The organism is Pseudomonas ogarae, assembly GCF_014268695.2.
GTDB lineage: Bacteria > Pseudomonadota > Gammaproteobacteria > Pseudomonadales > Pseudomonadaceae > Aquipseudomonas > Aquipseudomonas kilonensis.
The window spans coordinates 4,964,372-4,982,215 of sequence record NZ_CP077086.1 but is presented as its reverse complement, the minus strand read 5'-3'; the positions used below and the strand labels follow the sequence as shown (position 1 = coordinate 4,982,215).

Annotated in this window: 14 protein-coding genes; 12 read left to right on the top strand and 2 right to left on the bottom strand. The window is 59.1% G+C overall.

What is annotated here, in order from left to right:
- From sdhA to HU749_RS21790, 10 genes are all read left to right on the top strand, one after another.
- Positions 1–1,773 carry a succinate dehydrogenase flavoprotein subunit gene (gene sdhA / locus HU749_RS21835; RefSeq protein WP_014339586.1) on the top strand — a complete coding sequence of 591 codons (1,773 nt, stop codon included), beginning with the start codon at positions 1–3 and terminating at the stop codon, positions 1,771–1,773.
- 11 nt (positions 1,774–1,784) lie between these two features.
- Positions 1,785–2,489, top strand: coding sequence for a succinate dehydrogenase iron-sulfur subunit (locus tag HU749_RS21830; protein ID WP_014339585.1), 705 nt, complete (start codon positions 1,785–1,787; stop codon positions 2,487–2,489).
- A gap of 262 nt (positions 2,490–2,751) precedes the next feature.
- Positions 2,752–5,583, top strand: coding sequence for a 2-oxoglutarate dehydrogenase E1 component (locus tag HU749_RS21825; RefSeq protein ID WP_014339584.1), 2,832 nt, complete (start codon positions 2,752–2,754; stop codon positions 5,581–5,583).
- 44 nt (positions 5,584–5,627) lie between these two features.
- Positions 5,628–6,848, top strand: coding sequence for a 2-oxoglutarate dehydrogenase complex dihydrolipoyllysine-residue succinyltransferase (gene odhB / locus HU749_RS21820; protein WP_046063623.1), 1,221 nt, complete (start codon positions 5,628–5,630; stop codon positions 6,846–6,848).
- A 113-nt stretch (positions 6,849–6,961) separates the two neighbouring features.
- Positions 6,962–8,398, top strand: a complete 1,437-nt coding sequence (lpdA, locus tag HU749_RS21815) for a dihydrolipoyl dehydrogenase (protein WP_186652452.1) — start codon at positions 6,962–6,964, stop codon at positions 8,396–8,398.
- Between the two features lie 196 nt (positions 8,399–8,594).
- Positions 8,595–9,761, top strand: a complete 1,167-nt coding sequence (sucC, locus tag HU749_RS21810) for an ADP-forming succinate--CoA ligase subunit beta (protein WP_003179235.1) — start codon at positions 8,595–8,597, stop codon at positions 9,759–9,761.
- On the top strand, positions 9,761–10,645 hold the full coding sequence (gene sucD, locus HU749_RS21805) for a succinate--CoA ligase subunit alpha (RefSeq protein WP_014339581.1): 885 nt from the start codon (positions 9,761–9,763) through the stop codon (positions 10,643–10,645). Before sucC ends, sucD begins: the two co-directional genes overlap by 1 nt.
- Before the next feature lie 485 nt (positions 10,646–11,130).
- Positions 11,131–12,552 (top strand): group II intron reverse transcriptase/maturase, encoded by a 1,422-nt coding sequence (gene ltrA / locus HU749_RS21800; RefSeq protein ID WP_052967978.1) that lies wholly within the window; start codon positions 11,131–11,133, stop codon positions 12,550–12,552.
- Between the two features lie 477 nt (positions 12,553–13,029).
- Positions 13,030–14,343, top strand: a complete 1,314-nt coding sequence (gene brnQ, locus HU749_RS21795; protein WP_046063624.1) for a branched-chain amino acid transport system II carrier protein — start codon at positions 13,030–13,032, stop codon at positions 14,341–14,343.
- A 286-nt stretch (positions 14,344–14,629) separates the two neighbouring features.
- Complete coding sequence (locus HU749_RS21790; protein WP_014339579.1) at positions 14,630–15,367, top strand: DUF599 domain-containing protein; 738 nt, start codon at positions 14,630–14,632, stop codon at positions 15,365–15,367.
- A 73-nt stretch (positions 15,368–15,440) separates the two neighbouring features.
- On the opposite strand, the gene HU749_RS21785 is transcribed toward HU749_RS21790, so the two are convergent.
- The gene (locus HU749_RS21785; protein WP_014339578.1) at positions 15,441–15,695 is read right to left on the bottom strand and encodes a hypothetical protein; all 255 of its coding nucleotides are present in this window, start codon (positions 15,693–15,695) and stop codon (positions 15,441–15,443) included.
- 157 nt (positions 15,696–15,852) lie between these two features.
- Here HU749_RS21785 and HU749_RS21780 point away from each other — a divergent pair, with 157 nt between their 5' ends.
- Together HU749_RS21780 and HU749_RS21775 are read left to right on the top strand one after the other, a co-directional pair.
- A complete protein-coding gene (locus HU749_RS21780; protein WP_046063625.1) occupies positions 15,853–16,329 on the top strand; it encodes a PaaI family thioesterase in 477 nt (158 codons plus the stop codon).
- Positions 16,326–16,793, top strand: a complete 468-nt coding sequence (locus tag HU749_RS21775; protein ID WP_079304253.1) for a PaaI family thioesterase — start codon at positions 16,326–16,328, stop codon at positions 16,791–16,793. The genes HU749_RS21780 and HU749_RS21775 overlap by 4 nt, the downstream gene beginning before the upstream one ends.
- Here the strand turns inward: HU749_RS21775 and HU749_RS21770 are convergent, their stop codons facing one another.
- A complete protein-coding gene (locus HU749_RS21770) occupies positions 16,794–17,681 on the bottom strand; it encodes a DMT family transporter (RefSeq protein ID WP_095963619.1) in 888 nt (295 codons plus the stop codon).
- Between the last annotated feature and the right edge of the window lie 163 nt (positions 17,682–17,844).

Below are 17,844 nucleotides of genomic sequence, written 5' to 3'. Positions count from 1 at the left end.
ATGGCTAACATTCCAACGATTTCTTTCGACGCCATCATCATTGGTGGTGGCGGTGCCGGCATGCGCGCGGCGCTGCAACTGGCACAGGGCGGTCACAAGACTGCCGTGATCACCAAGGTCTTCCCGACCCGTTCGCACACTGTTTCCGCCCAGGGCGGCATCACCTGTGCCATCGCTTCGGCCGACCCGAACGATGACTGGCGCTGGCACATGTACGATACCGTCAAGGGTTCCGACTATATCGGTGACCAGGATGCTATCGAATACATGTGTCAGGAAGGCCCGGCTGCCGTTTACGAACTGGACCACATGGGCATGCCTTTCTCGCGTACCGAGCAAGGTCGTATCTACCAGCGTCCGTTCGGTGGCCAGTCCAAGGACTACGGCAAGGGCGGTCAGGCTGCACGTACTTGCGCAGCGTCCGACCGTACCGGTCACGCACTGCTGCACACCCTTTACCAGGGCAACCTGAAAGCCGGTACCGTGTTCCTGAACGAGTACTACGCTGTCGATCTGGTGAAGAACCAGGATGGCGCTTTTGTCGGCGTGATCGCGATCTGCATCGAAACCGGCGAAACCACCTACATCCGTGCCAAGGCCACCGTACTGGCGACCGGCGGTGCAGGTCGTATCTATGCCTCCACCACCAATGCCCTGATCAACACCGGTGACGGCGTCGGCATGGCCCTGCGTGCAGGCGTACCGGTGCAAGACATCGAAATGTGGCAGTTCCACCCAACCGGCATCGCCGGCGCCGGTGTACTGGTCACCGAAGGTTGCCGCGGTGAAGGCGGTTACCTGATCAACAAGCACGGCGAGCGTTTCATGGAGCGTTATGCTCCGAACGCCAAGGACCTTGCCGGTCGTGACGTGGTTGCCCGTTCGATGGTTAAAGAGATCATCGCCGGCAACGGCTGTGGCCCGAATGGCGACCACGTGATGCTCAAGCTCGACCACTTGGGCGAGGAAGTGCTGCACAGCCGCCTGCCAGGTATCTGCGAACTGTCCAAGACCTTCGCTCACGTCGACCCGGTCGTTGCGCCGGTTCCAGTGGTTCCAACCTGCCACTATATGATGGGCGGCGTTGCCACCAACATTCATGGCCAGGCAATCACCCAGAACGCCGAAGGCGTGGACGAAATCATCCCTGGCCTGTTCGCAGTGGGTGAAGTGGCGTGCGTATCGGTCCACGGTGCAAACCGCCTGGGCGGCAACTCGTTGCTCGACCTGGTGGTCTTCGGTCGCGCTGCTGGCCTGCACCTGGAAAAAGCCCTGTCCGACGGTATCGAATACGACGATGCCACCGACGCCAACATCGAAGCCGCCCTGGCGCGTCTGTCCGCTCTGAACGAGCGTACCGAAGGCGAAGACGTGGCGACCCTGCGTCGCGAATTGCAAAACTGCATGCAGAACTACTTCGGTGTATTCCGTACCGGCGAATACATGCAGAAGGGTATTGCCCAGCTGGCGCAATTGCGTGAACGAATCGCCAACGTGAAGATCAACGATAAGTCGCAGGCGTTCAACACTGCCCGTATCGAAGCGCTGGAATTGCAGAACCTGCTGGAAGTGGCTGAAGCTACCGCCATTGCTGCCGAAGTACGTAAAGAGTCCCGCGGCGCTCACGCCCGTGAAGACTTCGAAGATCGTGACGACGAAAACTGGCTGTGCCACACCCTTTACTTCCCGGGTGACAAGCGCGTGACCAAGCGTGCTGTGAACTTCTCGCCGAAGACTGTTCCGACTTTTGAACCTAAGATTCGGACTTATTAAGGGTGGCCGCCATGTTGCAAGTCAGTGTTTATCGCTACAACCCTGATCAGGACGCTGCGCCGTTCATGCAGGAATTCCAGGTCGATACCGGTGGTAAAGACCTGATGGTGCTGGACGTGCTGGCCCTGATCAAAGAGCAGGACGAGGGTTTCTCCTATCGTCGCTCTTGCCGCGAGGGCGTTTGCGGCTCCGACGGCATGAACATCAACGGCAAGAACGGCCTGGCCTGCATCACGCCGCTGTCTGCGGTGGTCAAGGGCAACAAGCTGATCGTTCGTCCGTTGCCAGGTTTGCCGGTTATCCGTGACCTGGTCGTCGATATGAGCATCTTCTACAAGCAATACGAGAAGGTGAAGCCATACCTGCAGAACGACACGCCGGCTCCGGCCATCGAGCGTCTGCAGTCTCCAGAAGAGCGTGAAAAGCTCGACGGTCTGTACGAGTGCATCCTGTGCGCTTGCTGCTCGACCTCGTGCCCATCGTTCTGGTGGAACCCGGACAAGTTCCTGGGCCCGGCCGCCCTGCTGCAAGCGTACCGCTTCCTGGCAGACAGCCGTGACACCAAGACGTCCGAGCGTCTGGCTGCACTGGATGACCCGTTCAGCGTATTCCGCTGCCGCGGAATCATGAACTGCGTCAACGTCTGCCCGAAAGGCCTGAACCCGACTAAGGCCATCGGTCACGTACGTAACATGCTGCTGCAGAGCGGCGTGTGATTCAGCTGCTGTACCCGTAGGACCGCTTTACCCGTAGAAGGCCAGGCGCGGGCTTCAACCCGCGCTCAGGCTATAACCAGAACAGCCGCTTACAAAGCGGCGGTTCTTATTTTGAAGAAATGAGACAAGCAGGGGCATCCGGGCTGGTACCCGGACTATCAGCGTGATCCTAAGTGGCTTGTTTTAGTCGCTGCACTCGGACTTCTGCAAGTTTGCTCGGTGTTTTCGCCGGTGGTGTTCCCCTAATCGAGGGTGACCAAGCATGCAAGAAAGCGTGATGCAGCGCATGTGGAACAGTGCCCACCTCTCCGGTGGTAACGCTGCCTATGTGGAAGAGCTCTACGAGCTCTACCTGCACGACCCTAACGCTGTGCCAGAAGAATGGCGCACCTACTTTCAGAAGTTGCCGGCTGACGGTAACTCTGCCACTGATGTTTCGCACTCGACGATTCGCGATCATTTCGTGTTGCTGGCAAAGAACCAGCGCCGCGCTCAACCGGTATCTGCCGGCAGCGTGAGCAGTGAACACGAGAAGAAGCAAGTTGAAGTGCTGCGACTGATCCAGGCCTACCGGATGCGAGGCCACCAAGCAGCCCAGCTCGACCCGCTGGGGCTGTGGCAGCGTCCTGCACCTGCAGACCTGTCGATCACTCATTACGGCTTGACCAATGCCGATCTTGATACGACCTTCCGTGCCGGCGACCTGTTCATCGGCAAAGAGGAAGCGAGCCTACGCGAAATTCACGAAGCGTTGCAGCAGACATATTGCCGCACCATCGGCGCTGAATTCACGCACATCACCGATTCCGAGCAGCGCCAGTGGTTCCAGCAGCGTCTGGAAAGCGTTCGTGGCCGTCCGACGTACTCCGCCGATATCAAGAGCCACTTGCTCGAGCGCGTTACCGCCGGTGAAGGCCTGGAGAAGTACCTGGGTACCAAATACCCGGGCACCAAGCGTTTTGGCCTGGAAGGTGGTGAAAGCCTGATTCCGATGCTGGACGAACTGATCCAGCGTTCGGGTTCCTACGGCACCAAGGAAATCGTCATCGGCATGGCCCACCGTGGTCGTCTGAACGTACTGGTCAACACCTTCGGCAAGAACCCGCGCGAATTGTTCGACGAGTTCGAAGGCAAGAAGAAGGTCGAGCTCGGTTCCGGTGACGTGAAATACCACCAGGGCTTCTCGTCCAACGTGATGACCACAGGTGGCGAAGTGCACCTGGCCATGGCCTTCAACCCGTCCCACCTGGAAATCGTTTCCCCGGTGGTTGAGGGTTCGGTCCGTGCCCGCCAGGATCGCCGCAACGACCCGACCGGTGAAAAGGTCCTGCCAATTTCCATCCACGGTGACGCGGCATTCGCCGGTCAAGGCGTGGTCATGGAAACCTTCCAGATGTCGCAGACCCGCGGTTTCAAGACCGGCGGTACCGTGCACATCGTGATCAACAACCAGGTCGGTTTCACCATCAGCAACCCGGAAGACTCGCGCTCCACCGAGTACGCAACCGACGTCGCGAAGATGATCCAGGCGCCGATTCTCCATGTGAATGGCGATGACCCGGAAGCCGTGCTGTTCGTGACCCAGTTGGCCATCGACTACCGCATGCAGTACAAGCGCGACGTGGTGATCGATCTGGTCTGCTACCGTCGTCGCGGCCACAACGAGGCCGACGAGCCAAGCGGCACCCAGCCTTTGATGTATCAGCAGATCGCCAAGCAGCGCACTACTCGTGAGCTGTATGCCGAGCGCCTGACCCAGGGCGGTGTGCTGGATGCAGCGCGCGTCCAGGAAAAAGTCGATGAATATCGCAATGCCCTGGATAACGGCCTGCACGTTGTAAAAAGCCTGGTCAAAGAGCCGAACAAAGAGCTGTTCGTGGACTGGCGTCCATACCTGGGCCACGCCTGGACCGCGCGTCACGACACCCGTTTCGACCTCAAGACCCTGCAGGAACTGTCCGCCAAGCTGCTGGAAATCCCGGAAGGCTTCGTGGTTCAGCGCCAGGTCGCGAAAATCTACGAAGACCGGCAGAAGATGCAAGCCGGCGGCCTGCCGATCAACTGGGGTTACGCCGAAACCATGGCGTACGCGACCCTGGCGTTCGAAGGTCACCCGATTCGCATCACCGGCCAGGACGTAGGCCGCGGCACTTTCTCGCACCGCCACGCGGCGCTGCACAACCAGAAAGACGCCAGCACCCACATCCCGCTGCAGCACCTGTACAAAGGCCAGCCACGTTTCGACCTGTACGATTCGCTGCTGTCCGAAGAAGCCGTCCTGGCGTTCGAATATGGCTACTCCACCACCGAGCCAAATGCGCTGGTGATCTGGGAAGCCCAGTTCGGCGACTTCGCCAACGGTGCCCAGGTGGTTGTCGACCAGTTCATCACCAGCGGCGAGCACAAGTGGGGCCGTCTCTGCGGTCTGACCATGCTGTTGCCACACGGTTATGAAGGGCAGGGGCCGGAGCACTCTTCGGCACGTCTGGAGCGTTACCTGCAGCTGTGCGCCGAGCACAACGTCCAGGTCTGCGTACCGACGACTCCGGCGCAGATCTACCACCTGCTGCGTCGTCAAGTCATCCGTCCGCTGCGCAAGCCGCTGATCGTGCTGACACCGAAGTCGCTGCTGCGTCACAAACTGGCGATCTCCACGCTCGAGGATCTGGCCGAAGGCTCGTTCCAGACCGTTATTTCGGAAATCGACACCCTGGATGCGGCGAAGGTCACTCGCCTGGTCCTGTGCAGCGGCAAGGTCTACTACGACCTGCTGGAAAAGCGTCGTGCCGAAGGCCGCGAAGACATCGCCATCGTGCGTATCGAGCAGCTTTACCCGTTCCCGGAAGAAGACCTGATGGAGGCCATCGCGCCTTACACCAACCTCACCCATGTGGTGTGGTGTCAGGAAGAACCGATGAACCAAGGCGCGTGGTACAGCAGCCAGCATCACCTGCGTCGCAGCATCGGCAACCATAACAAGGCCCTGGGCCTGGAATATGCCGGCCGTGATGCTTCTGCTGCACCTGCGTGTGGTTATGCGTCGATGCACGCCGAGCAGCAGGAAAAACTGCTGCAAGATGCCTTCACTGTTTAACGCCTTCGCGCTGACTGAAACCGAATTTTAAGGACCCACAGATAATGGCTATCGAAATCAAAGCCCCGTCATTCCCGGAATCGGTTGCCGATGGCACCGTTGCCACCTGGCACAAGAAACCAGGCGAGGCCGTCAAGCGTGACGACCTGATCGTCGACATCGAGACCGACAAGGTCGTGCTGGAAGTATTGGCCGAAGCTGACGGCGTGCTGGGCGCAATCGTTGCCGAGGAGGGCGCTACCGTTCTGTCGAACCAGGTCCTGGGCTCGATCGAAGAGGGCGGTGCTGCTGCCGCTGCTCCGGCCGCTGCTGCACCGGCTGCCGCTCAGGCTGCTGCTCCAGCCGCTGGTGGCGAAGACGATCCTGTCGCTGCCCCTGCTGCTCGCAAGCTGGCTGAAGAGAATGGCATCAACATCGCTTCCGTTGCCGGCACCGGCAAGGGTGGTCGTGTGACCAAGGAAGACGTGGTTGCCGCTGTTGCCGCCAAGAAAGCTGCGCCAGCCGCCGCGCCAGCCAAGCCTGCCGCACCTGCCGCTGCCGCTCCGGTGTTCGCTGCCGGTGACCGCGTTGAAAAACGCGTTCCGATGACCCGCGTTCGCGCTACCGTGGCCAAGCGTCTGGTAGAAGCCCAGTCGAACATGGCGATGCTGACCACTTTCAACGAAGTCGACATGACCGAAGTCATGGCCCTGCGTTCGAAGTACAAGGATCTGTTCGAGAAGTCCCACAACGGCGTACGCCTGGGCTTCATGTCGTTCTTCGTCAAGGCTGCCACCGAAGCGCTGAAACGCTTCCCGGCCGTCAACGCGTCGATCGACGGTTCCGACATCGTCTACCACGGCTATGCCGATATCGGTGTTGCTGTTTCCAGCGACCGTGGCCTGGTGGTTCCGGTACTGCGTAACGCCGAACTGATGAGCCTGGCCGAAATCGAAGGCGGCATCGCCACCTTCGGCAAGAAAGCCCGTGACGGCAAGCTGTCCATCGAAGAGATGACCGGCGGTACGTTCACCATCACCAACGGTGGTACATTCGGCTCGATGATGTCGACCCCGATCGTCAACCCGCCACAAGCGGCTATCCTGGGCATGCACAACATTCTGCAGCGTCCTATGGCGATCAATGGTCAGGTCGTGATTCGTCCGATGATGTACCTGGCACTGTCCTACGATCACCGCCTGATCGACGGCAAAGAAGCCGTGACGTTCCTGGTCACCATCAAGAACCTGCTTGAAGATCCGGCTCGTCTGCTGCTGGATATCTGATTTTCGCCGCGAGGGCCGGTCTGTTGTGACCGGCCTCTTGCTGAAACAACCGGTTTCGTCCCTCGACGGTCATCACAAGTGATCGTCCGGTTTGATTCGAAAAGGAATGACTCATGACTCAGAAATTCGACGTGGTAGTGATTGGTGCGGGCCCTGGCGGCTACGTAGCGGCCATCAAGGCTGCGCAACTGGGCCTTACCACTGCCTGCATCGAGAAATACACCGACAAGGAGGGCAAGCTGGCCCTCGGCGGTACTTGCCTGAACGTCGGTTGCATTCCTTCCAAGGCGCTGCTGGACAGCTCCTGGAAGTTCCACGAAGCGCAGGATGGCTTCAAGATCCATGGTATCAACCACGCTGGCGTGACCATGGACGTGCCGGCGATGGTCGGTCGCAAGGCCAACATCGTCAAAGGCCTGACCTCCGGTGTTGCTACCCTGTTCAAGGCCAACGGCGTGACCTCGATCCAGGGTCACGGCAAGCTGCTGATGGGCAAGAAAGTCGAAGTGACCAAGCCAGACGGTTCGATTGAAGTGATCGAAGCCGAAAACGTCATCCTGGCACCAGGCTCGCGTCCGATCGACATTCCACCGGCTCCGGTCGACCAGAACGTGATCGTCGATTCCACCGGCGCCCTGGAATTCCAGAGCGTACCAAAACGACTGGGCGTGATCGGCGCCGGCGTGATCGGCCTCGAGCTGGGTTCGGTATGGTCGCGCCTGGGCGCGCAAGTGACCGTACTGGAAGCCCTCGACACCTTCCTGATGGCCGCTGACACTGCGGTTTCCAAGGAAGCGCTGAAAACCCTGACCAAACAGGGCCTGGACATCAAGCTGGGCGCTCGCGTCACCGGTTCGAAGGTCAACGGCGAAGAAGTCGTGGTCACCTACACCGACACCAACGGCGAACAGACCATCACCTTCGACAAGCTGATCGTTGCGGTCGGTCGTCGTCCGGTGACCACCGACCTGTTGGCTGCCGACAGCGGCGTGGAAATCGATGAGCGCGGCTTCATCCAGGTCGATGATCAATGCGCTACCACCGTACCGGGCGTCTTCGCCATCGGTGACGTGGTTCGCGGCATGATGCTGGCACACAAGGCATCCGAAGAAGGCATCATGGTCGTCGAGCGCATCAAGGGCCACAAAGCCCAGATGAACTATGACCTGATCCCATCGGTTATCTACACCCACCCGGAAATCGCATGGGTTGGCAAGACCGAGCAGGCCTTGAAAGCCGAAGGCGTTGAAGTTAACGTCGGCACCTTCCCGTTTGCAGCCAGTGGCCGTGCCATGGCAGCCAACGATACCGGTGGTTTCGTGAAAGTCATCGCCGATGCCAAGACGGATCGCGTATTGGGCGTTCACGTCATTGGCCCAAGCGCTGCCGAGCTGGTACAGCAAGGCGCGATCGGCATGGAATTCGGCACCAGCGCTGAAGATCTGGGCATGATGGTCTTCTCCCATCCGACCCTGTCCGAAGCCTTGCACGAAGCGGCCCTGGCCGTAAATGGCGGCGCCATCCACGTGGCCAACCGCAAGAAGCGTTAATAGACAATAAGAAACCACGGCGGTATGGCCCGTCGTGAGCCTTGCGAGCAAGACTCACCGCGGAATATCCGCTGGACGCAGCCTTGCGTAGCCGAACCGGTTAACTGGAACGCTACGCAAGCAGCAGTCACAGGTGGTGCGGCACCAGAACGGTGCAGCACCGAATGCGCAGTACCTAACGAAGACGGTAATAAGCATGAATCTTCACGAGTATCAGGGTAAGCAGCTGTTCGCTGAGTACGGCCTGCCAGTATCCACCGGTTACGCGGTAGACACCCCGGAAGCGGCAGCAGAAGCTTGCGACAAAATCGGCGGCAGCGAATGGGTTGTCAAAGCCCAGGTTCACGCCGGTGGTCGCGGTAAAGCGGGCGGCGTCAAGCTGGTTCGCAGCAAAGAAGACGCCAAAGCCTTCGCACAGCAGTGGCTGGGCAAGCGTCTGGTGACTTACCAGACTGACGCCAACGGTCAGCCAGTCACCAAGATCCTGGTTGAATCGTGCACTGATATCGCTAAAGAGCTGTACCTGGGCGCTGTCGTTGACCGTTCGAGCCGCCGCATCGTGTTCATGGCTTCCACCGAAGGTGGCGTGGACATCGAGAAAATCGCTCACGATACCCCTGAGAAAATCCTCAAGGCCACCATCGATCCACTGGTTGGCGCACAGCCATTCCAGGGTCGCGAGCTGGCATTCCAGCTGGGCCTGGAAGGCAAGCAGGTCACTCAATTCGCCAAGATCTTCGTAGGTCTGGCCAAGCTGTTCCAGGACCACGACCTGGCACTGCTGGAAGTGAACCCGCTGGTGATCAAGGCCGACGGCGACCTGCACTGCCTCGATGCCAAGATCAACATCGACGCCAACGCCATGTACCGTCAGCCTAAGCTGAAGACTTTCCACGATCCGTCGCAAGACGATCCGCGCGAAGCGCACGCTGCCAAGTTCGAACTGAACTACGTAGCCCTGGAAGGTAACATCGGCTGCATGGTCAACGGTGCTGGCCTGGCCATGGGTACCATGGACATCGTCAACCTGCATGGCGGCAAGCCAGCCAACTTCCTCGACGTGGGCGGTGGTGCTACCAAGGAACGCGTAACCGAAGCGTTCAAGATCATCCTGTCCGACACCAACGTCGCTGCAGTACTGGTCAACATCTTCGGCGGCATCGTTCGCTGCGACATGATTGCCGAAGGCATCATCGGCGCCGTGAAAGAAGTTGGCGTGAAAATCCCGGTTGTTGTTCGCCTTGAAGGCAACAACGCTGAGCTGGGCGCTAAAGTACTGGCAGAAAGCGGTTTGAACATCATCGCTGCTACCAGCCTGACCGACGCTGCTCAACAAGTTGTCAAAGCTGCGGAGGGCAAATAATGAGCGTCCTGATCAATAAAGACACCAAGGTTATCTGCCAGGGTATTACCGGTTCGCAAGGTAGTTTCCACACCCAGCAAGCCCTGGAATACGGCACCAAGATGGTTGGCGGCGTAACGCCAGGCAAAGGCGGCACCGAGCACCTGGGCCTGCCAGTGTTCAACACCGTGAAAGACGCTGTAGCCGCCACTGGCGCCACCGCCAGCGTGATCTACGTTCCAGCTCCTTTCTGCAAGGACTCCATCCTTGAAGCAGCGTTCGGCGGCATCAAGCTGATCGTCTGCATCACCGAAGGCATCCCGACCATCGACATGCTGGAAGCCAAGGTCAAGTGCGACGAGCTGGGTATCACCCTGATCGGCCCTAACTGCCCAGGCGTGATCACCCCAGGCGAATGCAAGATCGGCATCATGCCAGGTCACATTCACTTGCCAGGCAAGGTCGGTATCGTTTCCCGTTCCGGCACCCTGACCTACGAAGCTGTGAAGCAGACCACTGACGCCGGTTTCGGTCAGTCGACTTGCGTCGGCATCGGCGGTGACCCGATCCCAGGCTCGAACTTCATCGACATCCTGAAGCTGTTCCAGGAAGACCCGAAGACCGAAGCGATCGTCATGATCGGTGAGATCGGCGGTTCGGCTGAAGAAGAAGCGGCTGCCTACATCAAGGCCAACGTGACCAAGCCGGTTGTTTCCTACATCGCTGGTGTGACTGCTCCTCCGGGCAAGCGCATGGGCCATGCTGGCGCAATCATCTCTGGCGGCAAAGGCACTGCAGACGAGAAATTCGCTGCTCTGCAAGACGCAGGCGTGAAAACCGTGCGTTCGCTGGCAGACATCGGCAAGGCCCTGGCCGAGCTGACTGGCTGGGAAATGAAGAAGTAAGCTTCGGCTGACCTTTTCGCTCCAGCAACAAAGGCCACCTTCGGGTGGCCTTTGTCGTTGTGCGCCAGGCATGGCGCGTTGCGCGCAAGCGCAACCAGCTTGGCTGTGGTGGCCTCGCTGGTGACTTGGAGGTGAAAGTCCTCTACACACCCGGCAAGGGGAAGTGTTAGCCAGAGGCAAGGGTGTCGCGGGCGACTGCGAATCTGAAGGAAGCCCGAGGCAAAATGCTGGCCTGACGAATAGGAAGCGGATCAGGCGGCGTAGCGGGGTAAGGTGGCAATGACTACCAAAGCCCAATACTTGCACGGAACGCTGCGACGTAGATCCGACAGGCATAAGCAGGAAGGTCACGCGAATTACCCTGGGAGATCTGTACGTTTGCCATTGTGCTACCGGGCGTCGAGAGGCGACGGGATGAGCGTGCAGAAGTCAGCCGAAGCCATAGTAAGTGGCGGTTAACCTCGTCACCAAGGGCCGAACAGGTTATGCCGCCAGTAGGCGTCAGAGTCTCGTTGAATACCGAAATGCAGAAATTTCTCCCAGAGAAGACTGTTACTCCGAGTCCCGGACAGTATCCGAGGATGACGGCTGACAGCGCACAGGTATTGGCGGCGTCTGTGACGTGGACGAACGCGGAGCCGGACACGCTGATGGCGCGGGTGCTTGCACCGGCCAATCTCAGGCGTGCGTATCAACGCGTAGTCAGCAACAAGGGCGCACCGGGTGCCGATGGCATGACGGTCGACGACTTGGCGGGCTACGTGAAACAGTATTGGCCGATCCTCAAGGTTCGGTTGCTGGCCGGTGAGTACCACCCGCAAGGTGTACGCGCCGTCGACATCCCCAAACCCAAAGGCGGGACAAGACAACTGGGTATCCCCAGCGTCGTGGATCGCCTGATCCAACAAGCCCTGCTGCAACAGCTGACGCCAATCTTCGACCCTCTGTTCTCGGACTACAGCTACGGCTTTCGTCCGGGCAGAAGCGCTCACCAAGCCATCGAAACCGCTCGCGGCCATGTGGCAGCGGGTCACCGCTGGTGCGTGGAACTCGATCTGGAGAAGTTCTTTGATCGGGTCAACCACGATGTCCTGATGGCTTACGTGGCGCGTCAAATCGAAGACAAGCGTGTGCTCACGTTGATCCGTCGTTACCTCGAAGCGGGAACGATGTCAGGTGGACTCGTCAGCCGACGGCAGGAAGGGGCGCCGCAAGGCGGCCCGCTTTCGCCGTTGCTGTCGAACATCCTGCTCAACGAACTCGACAGCGAACTGGAACGGCGAGGTCATCGCTTCGTGCGCTACGCCGACGATGCAAACATCTATGTGCGCACTCCTCGTGCTGGTGCACGAGTGATGGCCGGTGTCGAGCGCTTCCTGAATCAGCGTCTGAAACTGACGCTGAATCGGGAAAAGAGCCGAGTAGCGGGGTCTTGGATGTGTGATTACCTGGGTTATGGGATGAGCTGGCATCAACAGCCGAAGCTGAGAGTGGCAACCATGAGCCTGCGTCGCTTGCGTGACCGACTCAGGGAGCTGCTGCGTGGTGCACGGGGTCGCAAGATGGCGAACGTCATCGAACGGATAAACCCCGTGTTGCGTGGTTGGGCGGGTTATTTCAAGTTAACTCAGGGCAAGCGCGCAATGGAGCAGCTTGATGGCTGGATACGTCACAAGCTGCGCTGTATCGTCTGGCGTCAATGGAAGCAGCCTTCAACGAGGGCGCGTAACCTGATGCGTCTGGGGCTCGACGAAGGGCGCGCCTGCAAGTCAGCGTCCAATGGCCGTGGCCCATGGTGGAGCTCGGGAGCGTCACATATGAATCAGGCGTTACCGAAGAAACTCTGGGATCAACTCGGGCTGGTCTCGATACTGGATACGATAAACCGGCTTAGCCGTGTAACCTGAACCGCCGTATACGGAACCGTACGTACGGTGGTGTGAGAGGACGGCGGATGTAAATCCGCCTCCTACTCGATTCTGGGGCCGTAGGAGCAAGGTTTTTGGGGGGCAGTCCACTCTGTGGGAGCAAGGCTTGCCCGCGATGGCATCAGCTTGATCTGACTGATAGAACTGAGTCGCCTGTATCGCGGGCAAGCCTTGCTCCCACAAAGCCTTGCTCCACAGATAAAGGCTCTTGCCACAGGGGGCTGCGCAGGAAAAATAGATACGTAAACGCGACACGCGAACGTCGCGCATCGGATAGTTTGCCCCTTAACAGTGCGTTTTCTCGCTGAATTCGTTAGGCTAGCAGCCATTTTTGCGACCGCTGCCCACAAGGAAGCGCCGCGCTAAACGGGTCGGTCCCATACGGATCGGCAGCATTTCCCTCACCCATAAGGGAAATCCCTCTCTAAATTCCGATTCAGTAGTGTGGTTTCCTTAATGAAAGTGTTGAAAGGCCAGGATGTCCTGGCGCTTGGTTTCATGACATTTGCCCTGTTCGTCGGGGCCGGCAACATCATCTTCCCGCCTATCGTCGGTTTGCAGTCCGGACCTCATGTCTGGATGGCGGCGCTGGGCTTTTTGATCACGGCGGTCGGGCTGCCGGTCATCACGGTCGTTGCACTGGCCAAGGTGGGCGGTGCGATGGACGCCTTGAGCAGCCCCATCGGCAAGGTCGCCGGCGGCTTGCTGGCGGCGGTGTGCTACCTGGCCGTCGGCCCGTTGTTCGCCACGCCGCGTACCGCCACCGTTTCGTTCGAAGTCGGCTTGGCGCCGTTGACCGGTGAAAGCCCGCTGGCGCTGTTCCTCTACAGTGCAGCGTATTTCCTGCTGGTGTTTTTCATCTCGCTCTACCCGGGCCGCCTGCTGGACACCGTCGGACGCTTCCTCGCGCCACTGAAGATCATCGCCCTGGCCGTGCTCGGCATCGCGGCGTTTGCCTTGCCCGCGGGTGATATCGGCGTGGCCACTCCCGAGTACATCGCGGCACCGTTCTCCCAAGGGTTCATCAATGGCTACCTGACCATGGATACCCTGGGCGCCTTGGTGTTCGGCATTGTCATCGTCAACGCGATCCGTTCCCGGGGCGTCGAGTCGCCGGCCTTGATCACCCGCTATGCGATCATCGCCGGGCTGATTGCCGGGGTGGGCCTGGCGCTGGTCTACGTCAGCCTGTTCCGCCTGGGTTCGGGCAGCCATGAAGTGGCCATGGGCGCGACCAACGGCGCGGCTGTGCTGCATGCCTACGTGCAACATACCTTCGGCAGCCTGGGCAGCGGTTTCCTGGCGGTGCTGATCTCCCTGGCGTGCCTGGTGACTGCTGTCGGCCTGACCTGCGCCTGCGCCGAGTACTTCAGCCGCGTCCTGCCGCTGTCCTACAAGACCCTGGTCGTGATCCTGGCGGCCTTTTCGCTGCTGGTGTCCAACCTGGGCCTGACCAAGCTGATCGCCTTTTCGATTCCGGTCCTCACCGCGATCTACCCACCGTGCATCGCCCTGGTGGCCCTGAGCTTCTGCAAGGACTTCTGGCACGAGCAGGGGCGCATCGTTGGCCCGGTGATGCTGGTGTCATTCCTGTTTGGCCTGATCGATGCGCTCAAGGGCGCCGGCCTGGCGGACTGGATGCCGACGCAACTGGCCCATCTGCCGCTGAGCGAGCAAGGCCTGGCCTGGCTGGTGCCTTCGGTGATGACCCTGGCGGTCGCGGTGGTGTGCGATCGCCTGCTGGGCAAACGCAGCGAAGCGTTGGCTTAAGCGGCCTACAGGCAGATCCATCGGCAAGAACTGAAATGCCCCGTATCAATCGATACGGGGCATTTTTTTTGAGTGCAGTGTCTTTTTCCATGGACTAACGTCGAAGCAGTGTCTTGAAAAACCTGCACAGAACCCTGTGGGAGCGAGCTTGCTCGCGATAGCGGTCTATCAGCCACCTCATCGCTGACTGATCCGACGCCATCGCGAGCAAGCTCGCTCCCACAGGTCGGCATTTCAAGGCAAGTCTGGCTTTAGACGTCATGTTTTTAGACACACAGGAAATCGAATGTCATTCATCCAAGCCAACCTGATCCACCTGCTTGCCGCCGCCTGGTTCATCATCTGCTGGGCGGGCTACACCCGTTATGCCACCTGGAAGGCGCGCGACACGGCCTGCCTGGCCAGTGTGATGCACCTGTACCGCGAAGACTGGATGCGCCGCATGCTGCTGCGTGAGAATCGTATCGCCGATGCCAGCGTGATCGGCAACCTGGAGCGCAACGCATCATTTTTCGCCTCCAGCACACTGATCATCCTGGCCGGTATCCTGACAGTACTCGGGGCGTCCGATCGGGCGGTGTCGTTGCTGGCGGACATCCCCATGGTGCAGCAGGCTTCCCAGGGCATGGCGGAGGTCAAGTTGCTGTGCCTGGCACTGGTGTTCGTGTATGCGTTCTTCACGTTCAGTTGGTGCATGCGCCAGTACAACTTCGCGGCAGTCCTGATTGGCTCGGCACCGATGATCGGCGAGCGCCATGTGTCGGAGCAAGAGCGCAAGGCCTTTGCATTAAGGGCGGCGCGAGTGATCTCCATGGCCGCCAACCAGTTCAACTTCGGCCTGCGTGCCTATTACTTCGGCATGACCATGTTGGCGTGGTTCGTCAGCCCCTGGTTATTCATGTTGATGAGTGCTGGCGTGGTGTTTGTGTTGTACCAGCGCGAGTTTCACTCCGATGTGCTGGACGTGATGGTCTATACCCCCACGGAAGCGCCAGTGCCCGAGGTGGGCAAGGAAGCGGCCTGACAGCCGACGCCGCCAAATCGCAGGCAAAAGAAAACCCGCACCAGGCGGGTTTTCTTTTGCCGCTAAAACCGTATCAGTTGGTTTTAGGCGCTTCGGGAGCAGGGGCATTTTCCTGCTGAGCGGCGCTGTTCGATTCAGACTGAGCTTTGGCGGCTTCGGCGTTTTCTTTCGCCGCGTCGTTCACTTTATCCTGTGCTTTGTTCATGTCTTGCTGAGCTTGCTCAGCGTGTTGTTGGGCATCTTGAGCTTTGTCCTCGGATTTTTTATCGCAGGCAGCGAGGCCGAGGGAAGCGGCCAACATCAAGGCAATAGCAAAAGTCTTACGCATGGGGTGTTTCTCCTTATGGAAATAACTACTGGCCTTTTGAACGCCACCCCTCGGATTAAGTTCCTGTTGCATAACAGATATATAACTTTGCACTGCAACGGAACTTTGTGGATCGCGCCTGTCGCCAGGTCTCGTCACTCACTGGAGCGTTAATCAAATGGCCGAAGACCCCGTTTTTGAGCGTGCGACACGCTTTTTATCCGCACTCAGGCATTGCCAGGTGCTGGGCTTGAAGCTGCACAGCGCCAGTCGTGACGGGCTGACGGTCATCCTGCCGTTCAGCCCGCAAATCGTCGGCAATCCCCTGACGGGCATCATCCACGGCGGGGCATTGACCTCATTGATGGACACTGCGTGCGGCATGTCGACCCTATGTGTGCTGCCGCAATTCGAAGTCTGTCCGACCCTCGACCTGCGCATCGACTACATGCACGCCGCCGAGCCCCACAAAGATGTCTACGGCTTCGCGCAATGCTATCGGGTGACCCCGGACGTGATCTTCAGCCGGGGTTTCGCCTATCAGGACGATCCCGAGCAACCCATCGCCCATGTGGTGGGCACCTTCATGCGCCTGGGCCAGCATGCCCGGGGAATAGGGAAGGGCGGCCCAATGACCGCCGTGGGCCAGCCATGACCGATATCACTCAGGAACATCTGCGCCGCGCCTGCGAGCAGGGCGACTACGCGCTGCTGCTCGCCTCGATTCCCTATGCGCAACTCATCGGTGTCGAATGCACGCGCCAGGGCGACGACTTGTTGTTTTGCCTGCCGGCCAACAAAGACAACATTGGTAACCCTTTACTGCCGGCCATCCATGGCGGCGTCATCGCCGGGTTCATGGAACTGGCCGCTGCCGTGCATTTGTTGATCGCCACCGGCACGCCAGGCATACCGAAAATCATCGACTTTTCCCTGGATTACCTGCGCACCGGGCAGTTTCGCGACACTTATGCCAAATGCCAGGTCTGGCGCCAGGGCCGGCGGGTGGCCAACGTCGCGATCACCGCCTGGCAAGACGTCGAGGCCGAACCCATTGCCACCGCCCGGGCACACTTCAAAATTCAGGAGCCCGCAAAAACCGAACTGCCGTTGAAATGATCACCCGGTGCTCGACGGAACTGACGCTGGCGGGGTCTTTTGTTCCATCCGCAAGCTCAGATAGTTTGAAGCGAAAATAATCAACGCGCCGACCAATACCCAGATTTCAAGAGGTTCGCTGTAGAGAAAAAATCCAACCACGGCAATGAGCGGTACCCTGAAAAAATCAATCGGGATGGCAATGGATGCCTCCATGACGCTCAGGGCCTTGGCCATGGCGAAGTGCGCGCTTAAACCTGTTATCCCTAACATCAGGATCCATGGGACGCATTCGAGCGTGGGTGTACGCCATTGTGCCAGGGACAGGCCAAGACCCAGGGGCAGTTGTAGAAGCACCATCCAGATCACGATGATGGCGGGGCTGCTGGTCAACGTCAGTTTTTTCACCATGATAATGGATGTTGCATAACCCATGGCGGCCAGAAGCACGATAAGTGCGGCGGGTTCAATACTGTCGAGGCCGGGCCTCAGCACCACCAAAACGCCAATGAAACCACCGATGGCGGCAAGCACCCTGGCCGTGGAGAGTTTTTCTTTCAGAAATAAAAACGCTAGCAGGGAAACCCATATCGGCGTGGTGAACTCCAGGGCAAACACCTTGACCAGCGGAAGTGCCGCCACGCCAACGGTCCAGGCATATTGTCCGGCGAAATGCACCACATTCCGGGCAACCTGCAGGCCCAGATCGTGTGCTCGTCTGAGTTTTGCGCGCTGTCGGTAAATAATTGGAGAAAGAATGATCAACCCGACAAGCGATCTGAAAAACAGGATCTCGAAGATCGACATGAACTTGGAAAGCTCTCGGGCCGCGACGGCCATGCCAATGAATGAGAGCAGGCTTGCTGCCATCCATAACGCTCCACCTACTGGCAGCTTTACCTGATGCATGTACGCTCCTTGTTTACTCTGTCACTGCTCTTTTCTGGACGGTGTTTTTTTCCTTCGCAAACCGCCGTCGGGCATTAAAGCAGCGATTACCCTCGGCTCGGACAATTTCTTTGCAGGACGCCGAAGCCCAACCCATCGCCACCGCCCGGGCGCATTTCAAGAT